This is a genomic window from Sulfitobacter sp. M22 (genome assembly GCF_021736025.1).
Lineage (GTDB): Bacteria > Pseudomonadota > Alphaproteobacteria > Rhodobacterales > Rhodobacteraceae > Sulfitobacter > Sulfitobacter litoralis.
This window is the reverse complement of sequence record NZ_WMEC01000001.1, coordinates 1,272,360-1,289,550: the sequence shown is the minus strand read 5'-3', so window position 1 is coordinate 1,289,550 and position 17,191 is coordinate 1,272,360. Positions and strand designations below refer to the sequence as shown.

General features: G+C 59.8%; 18 protein-coding genes. 12 read left to right on the top strand and 6 right to left on the bottom strand.

Annotated elements, in window-relative coordinates:
- Positions 1 to 3: 3 nt before the first annotated feature.
- Positions 4 to 1,137, top strand: coding sequence for an iron-containing alcohol dehydrogenase (locus GLP52_RS06460; RefSeq protein WP_237272660.1), 1,134 nt, complete (start codon positions 4 to 6; stop codon positions 1,135 to 1,137).
- A gap of 141 nt (positions 1,138 to 1,278) precedes the next feature.
- Here the strand turns inward: GLP52_RS06460 and dusA are convergent, their stop codons facing one another.
- A complete protein-coding gene (gene dusA, locus GLP52_RS06455) occupies positions 1,279 to 2,292 on the bottom strand; it encodes a tRNA dihydrouridine(20/20a) synthase DusA (protein ID WP_237271877.1) in 1,014 nt (337 codons plus the stop codon).
- Between the two features lie 287 nt (positions 2,293 to 2,579).
- On the opposite strand from dusA, the gene GLP52_RS06450 reads away from it, so the two are divergent.
- Positions 2,580 to 2,798, top strand: a complete 219-nt coding sequence (locus GLP52_RS06450; RefSeq protein WP_138923734.1) for a hypothetical protein — start codon at positions 2,580 to 2,582, stop codon at positions 2,796 to 2,798.
- A gap of 17 nt (positions 2,799 to 2,815) precedes the next feature.
- Here the strand turns inward: GLP52_RS06450 and GLP52_RS06445 are convergent, their stop codons facing one another.
- The 3 genes from GLP52_RS06445 to ccmI are packed head-to-tail and all read right to left on the bottom strand — an operon-like array spanning position 2,816 to position 4,807.
- Entirely contained in the window at positions 2,816 to 3,058 is a 243-nt protein-coding gene (locus tag GLP52_RS06445; protein WP_237271875.1) for a DUF1289 domain-containing protein, read from the bottom strand.
- Positions 3,059 to 3,098: 40 nt separating this feature from the next.
- Complete coding sequence (gene ruvX / locus GLP52_RS06440) at positions 3,099 to 3,584, bottom strand: Holliday junction resolvase RuvX (protein ID WP_093733716.1); 486 nt, start codon at positions 3,582 to 3,584, stop codon at positions 3,099 to 3,101.
- Positions 3,581 to 4,807 carry a c-type cytochrome biogenesis protein CcmI gene (gene ccmI, locus GLP52_RS06435; RefSeq protein WP_237271874.1) on the bottom strand — a complete coding sequence of 409 codons (1,227 nt, stop codon included), beginning with the start codon at positions 4,805 to 4,807 and terminating at the stop codon, positions 3,581 to 3,583. Before ccmI ends, ruvX begins: the two co-directional genes overlap by 4 nt.
- 235 nt (positions 4,808 to 5,042) lie before the next feature.
- Between ccmI and GLP52_RS06430 the strand changes: the two genes are divergently transcribed.
- The 8 genes from GLP52_RS06430 to GLP52_RS06395 all read left to right on the top strand — a co-directional run bounded on the left by GLP52_RS06430 (position 5,043) and on the right by GLP52_RS06395 (position 12,343).
- The gene (locus tag GLP52_RS06430; RefSeq protein WP_237271873.1) at positions 5,043 to 6,287 is read left to right on the top strand and encodes a sarcosine oxidase subunit beta family protein; all 1,245 of its coding nucleotides are present in this window, start codon (positions 5,043 to 5,045) and stop codon (positions 6,285 to 6,287) included.
- Between the two features lie 97 nt (positions 6,288 to 6,384).
- A complete protein-coding gene (locus GLP52_RS06425) occupies positions 6,385 to 6,639 on the top strand; it encodes a hypothetical protein (RefSeq protein ID WP_093733718.1) in 255 nt (84 codons plus the stop codon).
- A gap of 93 nt (positions 6,640 to 6,732) precedes the next feature.
- Positions 6,733 to 7,062 (top strand): sarcosine oxidase subunit delta, encoded by a 330-nt coding sequence (locus tag GLP52_RS06420; protein ID WP_237273453.1) that lies wholly within the window; start codon positions 6,733 to 6,735, stop codon positions 7,060 to 7,062.
- 79 nt (positions 7,063 to 7,141) lie between these two features.
- Complete coding sequence (locus tag GLP52_RS06415; protein WP_237271871.1) at positions 7,142 to 10,159, top strand: sarcosine oxidase subunit alpha family protein; 3,018 nt, start codon at positions 7,142 to 7,144, stop codon at positions 10,157 to 10,159.
- Entirely contained in the window at positions 10,152 to 10,733 is a 582-nt protein-coding gene (locus tag GLP52_RS06410) for a sarcosine oxidase subunit gamma (RefSeq protein ID WP_237271870.1), read from the top strand. Before GLP52_RS06415 ends, GLP52_RS06410 begins: the two co-directional genes overlap by 8 nt.
- A gap of 195 nt (positions 10,734 to 10,928) precedes the next feature.
- Positions 10,929 to 11,528, top strand: coding sequence for a superoxide dismutase (locus GLP52_RS06405; protein ID WP_093733722.1), 600 nt, complete (start codon positions 10,929 to 10,931; stop codon positions 11,526 to 11,528).
- Positions 11,529 to 11,681: 153 nt separating this feature from the next.
- Entirely contained in the window at positions 11,682 to 11,891 is a 210-nt protein-coding gene (locus GLP52_RS06400) for a hypothetical protein (RefSeq protein WP_237271869.1), read from the top strand.
- Positions 11,888 to 12,343 carry a host attachment family protein gene (locus GLP52_RS06395; protein ID WP_237271868.1) on the top strand — a complete coding sequence of 152 codons (456 nt, stop codon included), beginning with the start codon at positions 11,888 to 11,890 and terminating at the stop codon, positions 12,341 to 12,343. The genes GLP52_RS06400 and GLP52_RS06395 overlap by 4 nt, the downstream gene beginning before the upstream one ends.
- Positions 12,344 to 12,603: 260 nt before the next feature.
- Here the strand turns inward: GLP52_RS06395 and GLP52_RS06390 are convergent, their stop codons facing one another.
- Complete coding sequence (locus GLP52_RS06390; RefSeq protein WP_237271867.1) at positions 12,604 to 13,158, bottom strand: TIGR00730 family Rossman fold protein; 555 nt, start codon at positions 13,156 to 13,158, stop codon at positions 12,604 to 12,606.
- A 111-nt stretch (positions 13,159 to 13,269) separates the two neighbouring features.
- Here GLP52_RS06390 and GLP52_RS06385 point away from each other — a divergent pair, with 111 nt between their 5' ends.
- Positions 13,270 to 14,559 (top strand): LysM peptidoglycan-binding domain-containing protein, encoded by a 1,290-nt coding sequence (locus tag GLP52_RS06385; RefSeq protein WP_237271866.1) that lies wholly within the window; start codon positions 13,270 to 13,272, stop codon positions 14,557 to 14,559.
- 87 nt (positions 14,560 to 14,646) lie between these two features.
- Positions 14,647 to 16,503 (top strand): ABCB family ABC transporter ATP-binding protein/permease, encoded by a 1,857-nt coding sequence (locus GLP52_RS06380; protein WP_093733727.1) that lies wholly within the window; start codon positions 14,647 to 14,649, stop codon positions 16,501 to 16,503.
- A 32-nt stretch (positions 16,504 to 16,535) separates the two neighbouring features.
- On the opposite strand, the gene GLP52_RS06375 is transcribed toward GLP52_RS06380, so the two are convergent.
- A complete protein-coding gene (locus GLP52_RS06375; protein WP_237271865.1) occupies positions 16,536 to 16,991 on the bottom strand; it encodes a DUF302 domain-containing protein in 456 nt (151 codons plus the stop codon).
- Between the last annotated feature and the right edge of the window lie 200 nt (positions 16,992 to 17,191).

Sequence of the window (17,191 nt, the reverse complement as noted above, 5' to 3'; positions counted from 1 at the left end):
CCGATGTTCTCGTTCTACTCTCCGCAAGCGCTGCACTTCGGGCGTGGACAGGCCGCGCAGACCGCAGCGTTGGCCGCTGGGTTTGGGTTGCGGGTGCTGATCGTGCACGGGTCCAATGCTGCGCGTGCCGCTTGGCTGATCGAAGATTGCCACGCGGCGGGGTTGTCTGTTGTCAGTGAAGGCTGTGGGGCAGAGCCAAGTTTACCTGCACTGGAGGCCGCACTTGGCCGTATAGGCGCAGATCAACCCGACGTGCTCATCGCGGTTGGCGGTGGCTCGGTGATCGACTTTGCCAAGGCGCTTGCGGCGCTGATCCCCTGCGCGAAGGCACCTTTGGAGTACCTCGAAGGGGTAGGGGGCGGCAAACCGCTCGACACCGCGCCTTTGCCGATGATTGCCCTGCCGACCACGGCGGGCACGGGGGCAGAGGTCACCAAGAACGCTGTGATCGCCGTGCCGGAACACGGGGTCAAGGTCAGCCTGCGTGACGCGCGGATGATACCCAACATCGCGATTGTGGATGCGGCCCTGATGCAGGGCGCACCGCGCCACGTGACTCTCGCGGCAGGGTTGGATGCGGTGACGCAGGTGATCGAACCTTACCTGTCGGTCAAGGCGACACCGATGACGGATGCGCTGTGTCAGGCGGCGATCCCCAAAGGGCTGGCTGCGCTGCGCGCGATCGTAGAGCAGGACGCAGCAGATGCGTGGGACGACATGGCATGGGTCAGCACCTGCGGTGGTTTGGCACTCGCGAATGCAGGTCTGGGGGCTGTGCATGGCTTTGCCGGTGTCATCGGTGGCCAGACCGGTGCCCCGCACGGAGAGATCTGCGGTGCCTTACTGCCGGCTGTCCTGGCGTCTCATGTGGAAAAGGCAAAAGCGGGCACGCAGGTGCACACACGGCTGATGTGGATCTTGGACCTGATCGATACCGCATTCGAGGTGGAGACAGGGGCAGGGCTGTCTGCCTTGCGCAACTGGTCCCGCGACATGGGGTTGCGCGATCTGGCTCAGATGGGACTGGTCCCCGAGGATCACGCGCAGGTGGCCAAGCTTTCGGCCGGGGCGTCGTCGATGAAAGGCACGCCTTTCGCCCTGACGCACGAAGATCTTATCGCGATCCTACGCGCCTGATGTAACGTATTGGGGCGTAAAACCCCTAATGTTTCACGCAGCTTGGCAACCGCGGTGATGCCACCGTTCGTCATACCAATCCATCGAAAGGGACGGCACCTTGCGAAACGGCGGTTCTTTTGCCGTAGAGGATGGCTATCGTTAAACCGTCTCTTGCGCCTCGGCCAATGTCTGCATGGCGTCTAGTGCTTCGAGCAACACCTGACGGTCGGCACCGGGTCTTGAGGCTTGCTCGGACAGCGTCCGTCGCCAGACCCGCGCGCCGGTGCGCCCCGCGAAAAGGCCCATCATATGCCGCGTGATCTGGTTCAGCCTGCCGCCCTGATCAAGATGCGCATCGATATAGGGCAGCATGTGCGCCACAACATCTTCGGGAGTGGTATCTTGCCCCGTGCCGTAAATCCGGCGATCTGCTTGGGCCAAAATATCGGTGGGATTGTGATAGGCGCTACGCCCGATCATCACACCGTCCAGCCCTGCATCCAGAAACGCCTCTGCCTGATCAAGAGACGTGATGCCGCCGTTAACCGAGATATGCAGGTTCGGGAATAGCCCCTTCATCCGGTGGACAATGTCGTAGTCCAACGGCGGGATGTCGCGGTTTTCCTTGGGGCTCAAGCCTTGAAGCCACGCCTTGCGCGCATGGATCGTCACACGTTCGCAGCCCGCACCGACGATCTGAGCCAAAAATTCGGGCAGCACCTCTGCCGGGTTCTGGTCGTCGACACCGATCCGGCATTTGACCGTGACGTCCACATCAACCGCACGGCGCATGGCTGCAACCGATTTGGCCACAAGAGCCGGCTGCTCCATCAACACCGCGCCAAAGCAGCCCGACTGCACCCGATCCGACGGGCACCCCACGTTCAGGTTGATCTCGTCATACCCTGCCTGCGCCCCGATCCGCGCCGCTTCTGCCAGCTCGTCCGGATCGGACCCGCCGAGCTGCAAGGCCACGGGGTGCTCTGACACATCGTGATCCAGCAAATGCACAGCACCGCCGCGCACCAAAGCCGGCGAAGTCACCATTTCTGTATAAAGCAACGTCTCTTTCGAAAACAGCCGGTGCATGTAGCGGCAATGACGGTCGGTCCAATCCATCATCGGGGCAACGGACAGGCGCGCAGCGCGGGTGATGTTGGATTTATATCCCATGAGGGTCTGAGCCTTGTCGTTTCTCGAACTGGAAATATGGGGGTTCGGAAGGGTCAATGCTATAGCCGCGCGCCCAAGGCAAGGGCCAGCGGTTCACATACCGTGCACCAGCGGGTTGCCCAAATCGGAGGCATCAGTTTGTGCCCTAGGGCTTTCAGCGCATTTATTACCCTGATTTTGCCTAAATCCTGCCATATCTTCACACTTATATCACACTGTCGGAGCCAAACTACCGACAGGCGACCGAGAATCGAATCGATCGGCGCACAAATTGAACGACACGAGAGATGGCAGAGATGAAGATGACCAATACAGTGCAAGATCAGCAGACCAATATCCTCACGTTTGTGCCCGCTGTTGCGACATGGAAATGTATTACCGTGGCACAACATTTCGGGTCGACACCGGTGGTGCCGGCGGCGAATGAGAACTACGCGCCGCAGGATCACGAAGGCGCACAAACCCGCAGCGAAATGCTTGATTTCCTGTACCGCGTCGCCCGCTGAACTAAGCGCGTGACGTCTTAATCGTTGGCACCGCGTTTTAGCCGTGCGGCCCGACCGCCACGCCGTTTTGCCAACGTGCCCGCCCGCGATGGAAGCTCGGCCATGACGCTACGGCGCTCTTGGGGCGACATGCGCGACCAGGCACCGATTTCGTCGATGGACCGAAAGCAACCTGTGCACAAACGTGTTTCGGGATGCACCACGCAGAGCTTCACGCAGGGGCTTTCTACTTCGTCCCGTTTCCAAATATCGTCGCTCATGCCTGTTTCCTTACGCTTTCTCGCGATTGACGCCGTGGCCCTATGCCGATGTCCCTTGCGCCTTGATGACACGTAAGCGGTCGAGCACCCCTTGCAAGATATAGCCCGCAGCCACGTGGTCGATCACCTCGGCGCGGCGTCGGCGCGACGTGTCCGCCTCGAGCAGGGCGCGTTCTGCCGCGACCGTGCTGAGCCGTTCATCCCAGAACCCGATGGGGATATCCCCCAACCGGTCAAAGTTGCGCGCAAAAGCCCGCGTAGATTGACAGCGCGCGCCTTCTGACCCGTCCATATTGCGGGGCAGTCCCAACACGAGGCCGCCGATCCTGCGTGCTGCGATGATCTCTGACAGGCGGGCAGCATCAACGCCAAACTTTTTCCGGCGCACGGTTTCCAGCGGCGTGGCGATCGACAGGAAACTGTCCGTGACCGCAACGCCGATAGTTTTCTCGCCAAGGTCCAGACCGATCAGTGCCTGCATCGGGGGCAGGGCGGCGGCGAATTCGGTGATATCGTCATAGATCATTCGGTCACTCCGGCGCGTTCGCCCGCGCGTTGAATATCATCCATTGCGGCAGGGTCATCGGCAAACACCTCTACCGCGTTTTCATAGATCGACCGGGCGCGTGCCGTTTCGCCAAGCACCCCTAACGATGAAATCAGTCGCGCCCAATCTTCGACGGGTCCGCCTTGGGTTGCCAGCCGTGATGACAGCGTTTCAACCATGCCGCCAATCATTTCCATACGCTCGGCGGGGGTCATGTCCTGTGCCGCGTCCACATCCTCTGCCGACGGGCCCCGCAGCGCACCGCTGCCAATCTCGGGGACGGTGTAGTCCACGCCGGCCAGCGTGGCGATAGGACCGATCTGCGCGAGAATAGGCGCGATCCAGGGGGCGTCTTCGGGGCCGCGCCGCAGCAACCCGTCCCACATGCGGAACGCGAGATCGGGGCGCCCCGTTTGCACCAACATCAAGCCCCAATAATACCGCGCGGTGCCGTTCTCGACCTCACGCGATAGCACAGCACGCAGCACCGCTTCGGCCTCGGGCGAGACATAGCCGCCTGCGGCCATTACCATCAGTTCGGCATAGCCCGACACTTCCTCGACCGAGGCTTCCGTGCCTTTCAGGCGCACGACTTTGCCCTGTGCAGCCGCCGCAGCGGCGTAGTTGCCCACGCGCGCCTCGTTCTGGGCCAGCAGCATGTTGCCTTGGATGTCATCGGGTCGCGCGGCAACCGTGTCACGCAGACGCGTCAGCAAGGCTTGATACTCCGAGCTTAGCTCGGGCGGCAGGTCGGCGGCAGGCAGCTCTGCTTCGGCGGTGGCTTGATCAGGACGGTTCAGGCGCATGTCTTCGGCCCGTGCGATGCGGTCCTGCAACGCAAGATCGCCATAGCCCGGTGCCCCCAACTGCCAGTACAGGGCCAAGCTGCCGCCCAGCAATACAACCGCGATGACCGAGGTAACGACAGGCGAGGGTTTGCCTCCGGCGGATACAACGATGTGACCCGCGGCATCAGCGGCCAGAATACGGCGCGAGATTTCGGTACGCACACGGGTCGCATCGGCGTCGGGCAAAACACCGCGGGCCACGTCACGTTCGACCTCGGCCAGTTGATCGCGATAGACTTGAACGTCATGCGCAGTACCGGTTTCGGCGGGAGCGCTCGCTCCTCGGGACAAGGCACGCGCCAGCAATACGGTCACGAGGGCGGCCCCTGCGGCGGCAATGATCCAGAAACTCATAAAGATGCGGTCCAGTAATTATAGCTGCTGCACACCTAACCGCTGCGGGGCGGTGACAAAAGGGGCCATATTGATGCACCTCGTCGCGGCCGGGGCATGGTTTTTGCCCGATTGCGGCGTATGTCGCAAAACTGTTATGGAGTGCCGCGACGGGTATCCTCTTTTTCCCCCGAGGACCCAGAAAGAAGCCAAGCCGAGTGCGGCTGCCCACGAATCCTTGCCGGAGACCGCTTTCATGAAGAAATACTCAGCCTTTGCCGTCGCCCGCGAAGCTCTGCGCCATCACACCGGTTGGCAGCGGGCTTGGCGCGATGCGCAGCCCAAGAAACGCTATGACGTGATCATTGTCGGTGCTGGCGGTCATGGACTGGCGACGGCCTACTACTTGGGTAAAAACTTTGGCATCACCAATGTGGCGATCCTTGAAAAAGGCTGGCTGGGGGGCGGGAACACGGGCCGCAATACGACGATCATCCGCTCGAACTACCTGCAAGACCCCTCTGCTGCGATCTACGAAAAGTCGCGGTCGCTGTATGAAACCATGAGCCAGGACCTGAACTATAACGTCATGTTTAGCCCGCGCGGCGTGATCATGTTGGCGCAGACCCACCACGAGGTGCGCGGCTACCTGCGTACCGCCCACGCAAACGCGCTGCAGGGTGTGCAAACCGATTTTATCGGGCCTGAAAAGGTCAAAGAGCTGGTCCCGATCATCAACATCGATGGGCCGCGCTATCCGGTTCTGGGTGGTCTTTGGCAAAAGCGTGGCGGCACGGCACGGCATGACGCTGTGGCGTGGGGCTATGCGCGGGCGTGTTCGGATATGGGCATGGACGTGATCCAGAAATGCGAAGTCACCGGCATCCGGCAGGAAAATGGCAAGGTCACCGGCGTCTCAACCAATCGAGGCGACATTGATTGCGACAAGCTTGCTATGGTCGTCGCAGGGCACTCGGGGCATTTGGCAGATATGGCGGGCTTCCGTCTGCCGATCGAATCTGTCGCCCTTCAGGCGCTGGTGTCCGAACCGATCAAGCCCTGCATGGATGTGGTGATCATGGCCAATACCGTGCACGGCTACATGAGCCAGTCCGACAAGGGTGAAATGGTGATTGGCGGCGGCACCGACGGGTACAACAACTACACTCAACGTGGGTCATTCCATCACATCGAAGAAACCGTGCGCGCCTTGGTGGAGACCTTCCCAATGGTCTCGCGGCTCAAGATGCTGCGCCAATGGGGCGGGATCGTGGATGTCACGGGGGACCGGTCTCCGATCCTGTCGAAAACGCCGGTGGAAGGCGTATTTGTGAACTGCGGCTGGGGCACTGGCGGGTTCAAGGCGATCCCAGGATCGGGCTGGGCCATGGCTGAACTGATGGCCAAGGGCCGGTCACCATTGACCGACGCATTTGGGCTCAACCGGTTCCAGGAAGGGCGCTTTATCGACGAATCCGTGGCGGCAGGGGTGGCCCATTGATCAGCGTGCGTAACTCAGTTCATTTCGGCAAAGTACGGAACTTTTTAGGGCGCAGCGGCGTTTGCACTTCATATCAAGTTTATGAAGGACCATTCACATGGCAGACCCTGACCACAACCAAGCGCCACACACCACACAAGCGCCCCAAACCACCGTTAACAAAACCAGCGGCACTGGTTCCGGTATCATCATCGGTGTTCTCGTCGTTCTGGTCCTTGGCTTCGGCTTTTTCTTCTTTTCGGGCGGTACGCCTGCGACTGATTCCGGTGATATCAACGTCAACGTCGAAGGGGCCACAGATGGCGCTGCCGATGCCGTTGAAGGCGCTGCAGAAGAAGCAACCGGCAACTAAGCCGCTTTCCACTCTATCTATGATGACAAAGGCTGGCCCCCGTGATGGGGCCGGCCTTTTTGCGTTTCACGCCAACCTCAAAGGGAGTGCCCCATGCTGACACTGACTTGCCCCAACTGCGGCATCACCACCGAGGAAACCGAATTTCACGCCGGCGGTGAGGCGCATCTGAAAAGGTTTGGTCCGGGCTCCTCTGATACCGAATTCGAGCAATATCTGTTTATGCGGGACAACCCCAAGGGCGTGCATTTCGAACGTTGGCGCCATGTCTATGGATGCGGCAAGTGGTTTCACGCCGCGCGCGATACCATGACGCTCGAGGTATTTGGGACCTATACCGGCCAGACCAGCACCGTCCCTCAAGATATCATCAACAAGATAATGGACCGTCGCCCCGACTGGCAGGCATCGACCGCCCCATGATCGCCGCGCTCCTTCATTTTGCCAAGAAAACTCCCGCCGGAGGCGTCCGCGCTTTCGCAATATTCCAAGGTTTGACTTCATGAGCACCAGAATTGCCACAGGCGGCCGCCTGCTGAACAAATCAAATGCAGTCAGTTTTTCGTTTAACGGAAAGCAGTTGCGCGGTTTCGAGGGCGACACGCTGGCCTCGGCTTTGCTGGCGAATGACCAGATGCTGGTGGGGCGTTCGTTCAAATATCACCGTCCGCGCGGCATTGTCGCGGCAGGACCGGAAGAGCCCAACGCGCTGGTCAATTTGGGACAGGGAGACCGGTTCGAGCCCAATCAACGCGCCACCACCACCGAACTTTTCGACGGCCTGCAGTCCGAGAGCCAAAATCACTGGCCCAGCCTCGAATTCGATGTGGGCGCGATCAACAAGCATCTTAGCCGGTTCTTGCCTGCGGGCTTTTACTACAAGATGTTCATCCACCCGCGTCCCTTCTGGAAGCACGTCTACGAGCCGATCATTCGCCACTCTGCCGGTCTGGGCAAAGCGCCGAAGGATTTGGACGGCGACACCTATGAACATTTTCACGCTTTTTGCGATGTGTTGGTCATCGGGGGCGGCGTCGCAGGCCTAGAGGCCGCACGCACAGCGGCGTTGTCTGGTGCAAAAGTGATCGTGTTGGAACAGACCGCCCATTGGGGAGGACGTGCACCGGTGGACGGTGGCACCGTGGATGGCACGCCTGTTGGGGCCTTCGTCGATACTTTGGTAGCAGAACTATCGACGATGGAGAACGTCACCCTGCGCACCCGCGTCATGGGGGCAGGTGTGTATGACCACGGTTATGTGCTGGGCTATGAACGACTGACCGATCACGCGCCCAAGACGACCGGACCGCGTCACCGGCTGTGGCGCATCCGTGCCGGGCATATCGTGACGGCAACCGGCGCGATTGAACGTCCTTTGTCCTTTGCTGGCAACGACATACCCGGCGTGATGTTGGCCGCGTCCGTGCGGGATTATCTGGTGAACTATGGCGTCTCGGTCGGGGATCGCACGGTTGTTGTCACCAATAATGACGATGCCTACCGCACCGCTATCGCCTTGGCAGAGGCAGGCCTGACCGTGCCCGCCATTCTGGATGCTCGCGTATTGCCACAGGACTCCGCGTTGATGGCGCGGGCCAAGGATCTGGGCATCCGCGTGATGATGGGCCACGCTGTGGCGCGGGTCACAGGTGGCAAGCGCGTGACCGGCGTCGAGGTATGCAGCCAGTCAGGCGAAGGGGCGGTGCTTGAAACCTTCCCCTGTGATGCGGTGGCCATGTCGGGCGGATGGTCGCCCGTGGTGCATCTGTGGTCCCACTGCGGCGGTAAACTGACGTGGGACACGGCCGGTGCGATGTTCCGTCCTGATGTGAACAATCCGCCGCTGGGGGCGGACGGGCATGGGTTTGTGACCGCTGCCGGTGCCGCCGCTGGTTTCTTTGCGCTGGATGACATCTTGCACGACGCCCATGCTGCAGCCGATGGCGTGGCCACCACTCTGGGGTTCAAGCTGCCCGCTGATGCCGTATCGCCGAACGCCGACCGGCAAGAGGAAGCGCCGCTCGCCCCCGTCTGGATGATGCCTCAGGGTGCCAACGTTAAACTACGCGAAAAGACGTTTCTGGATTATCAGAACGACGTCAAAGTGTCAGACGTGCGGCTCGCCGCGCAAGAAGGGTTCGTCAGCGTCGAACACGCCAAACGCTATACCACGCTGGGGATGGCTACTGATCAGGGTAAACTGAGCAATATCAACGGACTGGCAACGCTTGCCGGCGCGATGGATGCCGATATTCCTGCTGTGGGCACCACCACCTTCCGCCCGCCGTACCACCCGATCTCTATGGGGTCGATCGCGGGCGAGGCGCGCGGCGACGTGTTCCAGCCGATCCGTCGCACGCCGCTGCATGACTGGCACGAGACGAACGGAGCCGACTGGGAACCTGTCGGCCACTGGCGACGCCCCTATGCCTATCCCCGCAAAGGCGAAAGCACCCATGACGCGGTCATGCGCGAGGTCACCAACACGCGCAGCAAACTGGGGATGCTTGATGCCTCCACCCTTGGCAAGATCATCGTCAAAGGGCCGGACGCGGGGCGCTTCCTCGATATGCTTTACACCAATATGATGTCATCGCTGAAACCGGGCAAATGCCGCTATGGTCTGATGTGTTCGGAAAACGGTTTCCTGATCGACGATGGCGTGGTTGCGCGGATTGATGAAGAAACCTTCCTCTGCCACACAACCACGGGCGGCGCGGAAAGCATTCACCAGCATATGGAAGAATGGCTGCAAACCGAGTGGTGGGATTTCAACGTCTACACGGCCAATGTGACCGAACAATACGCGCAGATCGCCGTGGTCGGTCCCAATGCCCGCACATGTCTTGAAAAGCTCGGCGGCATGGATCTCAGCCAAGAAGCGCTGGCCTTCATGGAATGGGCGGACGGCACGCTTGGCGGGTTCAAATGCCGCGTTTACCGGATCTCGTTCTCGGGCGAGCTGAGCTACGAGATCGCGGTGGACGCAGGGCAGGGACAGTCCTTCTGGGATGCGCTGATGGTGGCGGGCAATGATCTGGGCGTGATGCCCTATGGCACCGAATGTCTGCACATCTTGCGGGCCGAAAAGGGCTTTATCATGATCGGGGATGAAACCGACGGCACTGTGATCCCGCAGGATCTGGGGCTGAACTGGGCGATCTCTAAAAAGAAGGACGACTACCTGGGCAAGCGCGCGCAACAGCGGACGCATATGGCCGATCCAACGCGGTGGAAACTGGTCGGTCTGGAAACCACCGACGGCAGCACCTTGCCGGACGGGGCCTATGCCGTGGGCGAGGGCGAGAACGAGAACGGCCAGCGCAATATGATCGGGCGCGTCACCTCGACCTATCATTCGCCGACCTTGGGCAAGGGGATCGCCATGGGGCTGGTGTTGAACGGGCCGGACCGCATGGGCGAGGTGCTCGACTTCCCCGGGACCGACGGCAAGACCTATCAGGCGAAAATCGTCGATCCGGTATTCTACGACAAAGAAGGGGCCAAGCAAAATGTCTGAGGCGGTAAGCGCATTGAAAGCGGCAGAATTCACCGGCGGCATTGCCGAGGTAACCCTGATGGATCCGATTGGCATGATCTCTGTCCGCGGGGATCTAACGGCGGCCTATATGAAGAAAGCGCTGAAAAAGGCCGTCGGCCTGGGCCTTCCCGACACCCGCAGCGTCCAGATCAACGGGGATCGCGGTGTCGCATGGATGTCACCGGACGAGCTGCTGTTGCTCTGCCCCTATGATCAGGTCAGCGACACGATCGACATGCTGACCAAATGCTTTGGCAGCAATCACACGCTGGCGGTCAATGTATCCGACGCGCGGGCGGTGTTCCGCATTAGCGGCGCGCACAGCCGCGACGTGCTGGCCAAGCTTGCGCCTGTGGACCTGTCGCCAGCGACCTTTACCCCCGGCATGATCCGCCGCACGCGGCTGGCGCAAGTACCGGCGGCGTTCTGGATCGAAGAGGGTGACAGCTTCCGTCTTGTCTGCTTCCGGTCGGTCGCGCAGTACGTGTATGATCTGCTTAAGATCGCGGCGCAGCCCGGTTCGGCCCCTGTATTTTATAGCGCCAAGCCGTAAGTCGCTGATCAAGGGTAGGGCGGTGCGCTGGCGGGAACATTCCCGCTGGCCAGCCGTTTTACCTTTAAGCGGGTGACAATCCAAGCGCCCCGTCAGCCGTGTCGGTTTCCCCCTTGCGGGTCGATCAGCACTTGACCTTATGACGGGACGGGCTTCATGTGACCCAGACGCAATTCAATAACGGAGGCTTTTCTCATGGCTTTTACTCTTCCTGATCTTCCCTATGCCCACGATGCGCTTGCATCCAAAGGTATGTCCAAGGAAACGCTGGAATATCACCACGATAAGCACCACAACGCCTATGTGACCAACGGCAACAAAGCCATTGAAGGCACCGAGTGGGAAGGCAAAACCCTCGAGGAAATAATCAAGGGCACCTACAACCCTGATGCGGTCGCGCAAAGCGGCATCTTCAACAACATCAGCCAGCTGTGGAACCACAACCAGTTCTGGGAAATGATGTCCCCCGACGACAGCAAAATGCCGTCCGAGCTGGAAAAAGCGATCACCGAAAGCTTTGGGTCGGTCGATAAGTTCAAGGACGAATTCAAGGCGGCCGGTGGCGGTCAGTTCGGCTCCGGTTGGGCGTGGCTGGTTAAGGATACCGACGGTGGCCTGAAAGTAACCAAGACCGAAAACGGCGTGAACCCCGTTTGCTTTGGTCAGACCGCACTGCTAGGTTGCGACGTTTGGGAACACTCCTACTACATCGATTTCCGCAACGCGCGCCCTGACTACCTGTCGAACTTCCTCGACAATCTGGTGAACTGGGACAACGTTGCATCGCGCATGTAATAGCGATTTAATCGGTTAAGGCATCGCGCCAAGCCGTTGATATACCTATGTGAAAGGCCCTGCAGCATTCCGCTGTGGGGCCTTTTCTTGTGGAACCACCCGTGTGACTGGGGCGTTTTGTCTGTGAACCCACAAGATGAGAAGGAGACCACAATGGCAGAGCGTCACAGATCGAATGACGGCGTCAAGGAAACCGACAAATACATCAGCGAAGCCGATGATATTGACCATCAGGGCCGCGCTGGCGGCGGGCTGCAACGCGATGTCGGCACCCAGGATGAAGAGAAACAGGTGGTCGACAAACCCGGCGCTGACACCCGCGTAACCGGCGAAGACAAACGCAACCACGGAGAAGACGCATGACCAAGATTGAAAATGGCACTTGGGTATTGATCGCAGACGGTGAGAAAGCCCTGTTCATGGTGAATGAAACCGACGGAGAGGATCCTTTCTTTCAGGTGTTTCGCGAAGAAGAGCAAGAGAATCCACCAAACCGTGATCAGGCCGCAAACCGACGGGGGCGCTTTAACGATGGCCCATCAGTGCACCGGTCCGCTGTGGATGACACCGACTGGCACCAGCTATCCAAGGACCGTTTTGCAGCAGAGCTCGCCGAAATCCTGTATAAGCAAGCACACAAGGGCAAGTTCGACAAGATCGTTCTCGTCGCTCCGCCGAATACCTTGGGGGAGCTGCGTCGCGAGATGCACCAAGAGGTCGCAAACAAAGTCGTAGGCGAAATCCCCAAGACATTGACCAACCACCCCATCGAAGAAATCGAGAATATCGTGAAATCGACACTCGACACAGCGTGATACTGTGGCGGTATAGACACACCATAGCTGCTGTTCTGCTGCCATATTTGTAGACGGATATCTGCGTTTTTTAGCGGAGTAGGAATGGGCACCTGTTTATGGGTGCCCTTTCACATTTAAAGTGAGGTGGGATCGGAAGATCAGGCAGAAGCTGTGTTTAAAGCACAGCTCCCACAGATTTTGCCTTGGCGCTTCTCAAACCAAGTCCCGATGGTGCGCGGCGACTTGCTGCCGCTTTCGGTCCCGTATCTGACAGGTACTTAAGCTGTCAGCCCACGCCGCAAAACCTCGAGCGCGGCATCGACATCATCCACGGTGTCGATATAGCCGAGCAGGCTTTCATCGGCGAAGCCATGTGCGACGACATGATCCAATAGCGCGGTCAACGGGTCCCAGTAACCGTTTGTATTCAATAGAATTACCGGCTTTTGGTGCAGGCCGAGCTGGCGCCAGGTCAGGACCTCGAAAAGCTCGTCCAGTGATCCGGCACCACCCGGCAAAACCACCACAGCATCACAGTTCATGAACATCACTTTTTTGCGTTCATGCATCGTCTCGGTCACGACATAGGTGGTCAGATCGGTCTTGCCGACTTCCCATTTCACTAGGTGGTCGGGGATCACACCAAAGGTCGTGCCCCCGGCTGCCTGTGCCGCCCGCGCCACAGTCCCCATCAGCCCTACATCACCTGCGCCATAGACCAAACGCCAGTCGTTCTGCGCCAAAGCCCGTCCCAAAGCGTCGGCTTGTGTGGTATATTCGGGGTCATCACCGGGGCGCGAGCCGCAGTAAACACATACGGATTTCTGGATCATAAGCGGGGGTCCTTTTTGCGAATATGCACTTGGCATGCAGCTGTATTTTGACCGGTGATAGCCTGCTTGGTACAAGTGCTCAATGTGGGGAAGTTCAAAGGGATGAACGGAATGGCGGTGTTTCAAACGCGGGGTGCTCAGATTGCAGGCGCGGTCTTGGTCGTGGCGGTTGCAGTGGCCGGATATTTCTGGTCGCAAGATGCTGATCCTGTCCCGCCCGTGATGTCGCAAGACACCGCGCCTGCTGTGGTCGTGACGACGCAAACGGCCCCGGCGCAGACTGGCATCACGCAGACTGGCAGCTCGCCTGCTATAACCACGCAGACCAGCGTCGCCCCCCAAGACACCGCAGCCGTGCCCGATGTCGCACCGGCACCGCAGACACCCGAACCGGCAGCATCGCCCGCCACACCCAGTTTTGACGAAGTCCGCCGCGAAAGTGACGGGATGACCGTGATCGCTGGCCGTGCCGCCCCCGGTGCCCGGGTCAACGTCATCAGCAACGGCGCAAAGGTCGCCAGTGCGCACGCCGATGGTTCTGGTAAATTCGCCACCCTTGCCATTCTGCCCGCCGACGGCAGCGGCAAAATCCTGAGCCTTACCGCGGATGCTGATGGCGGCCCCGTCGCCTCGGTCGAGGAGGTCATTCTGGCCCCGATTACCGCACCAGCGGTGGCGCAAGTGGCAGTCGCTCAAGCGCCTTCAGGCGATGATCCAGTGCCGTCGGTTGGCACCAAGATTGATCCCGTCGCGCCTGCACGTGACGGTATGCCAAACGACACGGCGCCAGAAATGACCGAGGTAGCCGCGCTTGATCCGCAGCCCGAACCCGTCGCTCGCACAGCCCCATCGCCCCCTGCGACCGAAACGACGGTAGCGTTGCTCAAATCTGACGCCGACGGGGTAGAGCTGCTGTCAGCCTCAGCACCCGAGGTCACCGACCGGATTGCGCTGGATACGATCACCTATTCCGAAACAGGGCAGGTCCGACTGGCGGGGCGGGCCCAGACAAAGGCATCCTCGGTACGGGTCTATCTCGACAATCGCAATGTCGGCGCGCTTGAGGTCGATCCCGAAGGGCGCTGGCGCGGCGATATCGAGGATATCAAGACCGGCATCTACACCCTGCGCGTGGATGAACTGGATCAGGGCGGCGACGTGATCAGCCGCGTTGAAACCCCGTTCAAACGGGAATCCCCCGAAGTGCTGGCACGCGCCACGGCAGGCATCGACGGCCCGATCAAGGCGGTCACCGTGCAGGAAGGGGCGACGCTTTGGGCGATTGCGCGGGAACGATATGGCGATCCGACGCTCTATGTGCGTGTCTTTGCGGCGAATCGCGATTCAATCCGCGATCCAGATTTGATTTATCCGGGTCAGGTCTTTGACCTGCCGGATTGACTAACAGCTATGCATGCAGATTGGGCAGCCGCACTGGCATGATCCGACGGAGGGGCCTATGTAAGGGGCAACTACACAGGATCGTTCATGTCAGCCGATAGCCCGCGCACCGCAAGCCAGCCCAAACCCGCCACCCAGTATCCCATGACCGAAGAGGAAATTGCCCAAGCTGCAGAGCGGCAATCGAACCTGCTGGTCTTGCGCAAAGTGGCCCCGTATCTGTGGCCCGACGATATGCCGTGGGTCAAAAAGCGAGTCGTGTGGGCGCTGATCTTCCTTGTGGTGTCCAAGCTGATTTCGGTCGTCATTCCGGTGATTTACAAAGACGCTGTTGACGCCCTTGCGAACGAGGGCGTGCCGTTTCTGGCGCTTGGCGCGGTAGGGCTGACGATTGCTTATGGTATGGCCCGCGCGATGAACGTGGGCTTTCAACAGCTGCGCGACGCGGTGTTTGCCCGTGTGGGGCAGCGTGCTCTGCGGATGCTTGCGCTTGAAACATTTGAACATATTCACAAGCTGTCGATGCGCTATCATATCACGCGCAAGACCGGCGGGCTGAGCCGGATCATCGAACGCGGTGTCAAAGGCGTGGAATTCCTGCTGCGCTTCTTGCTGTTCTCGATCGGGCCGTTGATTTTAGAACTGCTGCTGGTGGGCATCATCCTGACGGTGTTGTTCGATGCTTGGTATCTGCTGATCGTGACGGTCACCATCGGGCTTTATGTCTGGTTCACCTTTGCGGTGACCGAATGGCGTGTAAAGCTACGTCGCCAGATGAACGACCGCGACACAGACGCGAACCAAAAGGCCATCGACAGTCTGCTGAACTATGAAACCGTCAAGTATTTCGTTGCCGAACAGCGCGAGGCGCAGCGGTATGATGCGGCGATGGCCGGCTACGAAGAGGCGGCGATCAAGACGAATTACTCGCTCGCCTTTCTGAACTTTGGCCAGTCGTTGCTGATCACCTGTGGGTTGGTCGGCGTGATGATCCTTGCCGCGATTGGTGTGCAGAACGGTGATCTGACCGTGGGTGATTTTGTCATGGTTAACGCCTATATGGTGCAATTGACCGTGCCGCTGAACTTCCTCGGCACTGTCTACCGCGAAATCCGGCAGGCGCTGGTGGATATGGGGCAGATGTTCACCCTGCTGGATCAACCGGCTGAAATTTCGGACAAGCCCGACGCCCCTGCGCTGCAAGTCTCCGGCGGGCGTGTCACGCTGGACAACGTGCGCTTTGGCTATGACAACGACCGGGAAATCCTCAAAGGCGTGTCGATCGAGGCAGCTCCGGGCGAGATGGTGGCGATTGTCGGCTCTACCGGATCGGGTAAATCTACCATCGGGCGGTTGTTGTTCCGGTTCTACGATGTGCAAGGCGGCGCTTTGCGCGTGGACGGGCAGGACGTGCGCGATGTGACCCAAGACAGCCTGCACCGCGCGATTGGCGTGGTGCCGCAGGATACCGTGCTGTTCAACGACACGATCGGATATAACATCGCCTATGGCCGCGATAATGCCACACAAGAAGACATCGAAGCCGCGGCGCGTTCCGCACAAATCCATGACTTTATCCAGCGCTTACCGCTTGGATATGACACTGCCGTGGGCGAACGCGGGCTGAAACTGTCGGGCGGGGAAAAACAGCGGGTTGGCATTGCGCGGACCTTGCTGAAAGACCCGCCGATCCTGCTGCTGGACGAGGCGACAAGCGCGCTGGACAGCGAGACGGAGCACGAAATTCAGGATGCCCTGCGTCAGGCGGGCAAGGGCCGCACGGTGCTGACCATTGCCCACCGTCTGTCCACCGTGGCCGAAGCCGACCGGATTGTCGTGCTCGAACAGGGCGAGGTGGTTGAACAGGGCACCCATGACGATCTTTTGGCACGAAACGGGCGCTATGCGCAGCTGTGGCAACGCCAGCAATCCGAAGGCGAATAGCTGGCGTCAGGGGTTTTGGGGCAAGGCAGAGATTATTCTGCGATGGCCTTGTCGGTCAGTTTGTCCAACGCGCCGGTCATTTTGGTCAGATATTCGGCGTCATCGGGCAAGCCGTGGTCTGCCGCCAGCGTGGCGGGGTCGTGATAGCTGACATGCACCATGCCGCTGTCATCTGCATAGGCCAGCACGCGCATGGGCAGGTCCAGACCGGCGGTCTGACCGTCCAGCATCGCAGGCGTGCCCAATTTCGGGTTGCCAAAGATCAGCAGCGTGGTGGGGCGAAGCTCCATCTCTACGTTGGCGGCACCTTCTGCATGGTCGACGCGGGCAAAGACCGTGGCCCCTGCTTCGGTCACCGCGCTTTCAAGGCGATCGATCGTATCTGGCACAGAGTGGGGGCTTGACTTGGTCACGATTTCGGCAGCAGCGGGTAGGGCTGTGAGCGTCGTCAAAGCAAGCGTTGTCGCGGCAAGAGTTTTGCGGATCATCGGGGTGTCTCCTTTGTTTTAAATGACCTTTTGGTCACGGGTACCCCCCATACCTAATGCGGTTCGGCGTCTGTGCGACCGAAATTTAAGCAGCCAGCAGTATTCTGCCGCTATAGGTGCACAAACGACGGGGTGTATTCTTGCTCATGGAGGCGTATGTGCTAGCTCAGCGCTGGCCGAGCGCAAGCGAACGGCACTCT

What these genes read in the sequence shown, in the direction of transcription:
- GLP52_RS06460 (WP_237272660.1), top strand. Translation starts at nt 4, where the DNA reads ATGTTCTCGTTCTACTCTCCGCAAGCGCTGCACTTCGGGCGTGGACAG.
- dusA (WP_237271877.1), bottom strand. Translation starts at nt 2,292, where the DNA reads ATGGGATATAAATCCAACATCACCCGCGCTGCGCGCCTGTCCGTTGCC.
- GLP52_RS06450 (WP_138923734.1), top strand. Translation starts at nt 2,580, where the DNA reads ATGGCAGAGATGAAGATGACCAATACAGTGCAAGATCAGCAGACCAAT.
- GLP52_RS06445 (WP_237271875.1), bottom strand. Translation starts at nt 3,058, where the DNA reads ATGAGCGACGATATTTGGAAACGGGACGAAGTAGAAAGCCCCTGCGTG.
- ruvX (WP_093733716.1), bottom strand. Translation starts at nt 3,584, where the DNA reads ATGATCTATGACGATATCACCGAATTCGCCGCCGCCCTGCCCCCGATG.
- ccmI (WP_237271874.1), bottom strand. Translation starts at nt 4,807, where the DNA reads ATGAGTTTCTGGATCATTGCCGCCGCAGGGGCCGCCCTCGTGACCGTA.
- GLP52_RS06430 (WP_237271873.1), top strand. Translation starts at nt 5,043, where the DNA reads ATGAAGAAATACTCAGCCTTTGCCGTCGCCCGCGAAGCTCTGCGCCAT.
- GLP52_RS06425 (WP_093733718.1), top strand. Translation starts at nt 6,385, where the DNA reads ATGGCAGACCCTGACCACAACCAAGCGCCACACACCACACAAGCGCCC.
- GLP52_RS06420 (WP_237273453.1), top strand. Translation starts at nt 6,733, where the DNA reads ATGCTGACACTGACTTGCCCCAACTGCGGCATCACCACCGAGGAAACC.
- GLP52_RS06415 (WP_237271871.1), top strand. Translation starts at nt 7,142, where the DNA reads ATGAGCACCAGAATTGCCACAGGCGGCCGCCTGCTGAACAAATCAAAT.
- GLP52_RS06410 (WP_237271870.1), top strand. Translation starts at nt 10,152, where the DNA reads ATGTCTGAGGCGGTAAGCGCATTGAAAGCGGCAGAATTCACCGGCGGC.
- GLP52_RS06405 (WP_093733722.1), top strand. Translation starts at nt 10,929, where the DNA reads ATGGCTTTTACTCTTCCTGATCTTCCCTATGCCCACGATGCGCTTGCA.
- GLP52_RS06400 (WP_237271869.1), top strand. Translation starts at nt 11,682, where the DNA reads ATGGCAGAGCGTCACAGATCGAATGACGGCGTCAAGGAAACCGACAAA.
- GLP52_RS06395 (WP_237271868.1), top strand. Translation starts at nt 11,888, where the DNA reads ATGACCAAGATTGAAAATGGCACTTGGGTATTGATCGCAGACGGTGAG.
- GLP52_RS06390 (WP_237271867.1), bottom strand. Translation starts at nt 13,158, where the DNA reads ATGATCCAGAAATCCGTATGTGTTTACTGCGGCTCGCGCCCCGGTGAT.
- GLP52_RS06385 (WP_237271866.1), top strand. Translation starts at nt 13,270, where the DNA reads ATGGCGGTGTTTCAAACGCGGGGTGCTCAGATTGCAGGCGCGGTCTTG.
- GLP52_RS06380 (WP_093733727.1), top strand. Translation starts at nt 14,647, where the DNA reads ATGTCAGCCGATAGCCCGCGCACCGCAAGCCAGCCCAAACCCGCCACC.
- GLP52_RS06375 (WP_237271865.1), bottom strand. Translation starts at nt 16,991, where the DNA reads ATGATCCGCAAAACTCTTGCCGCGACAACGCTTGCTTTGACGACGCTC.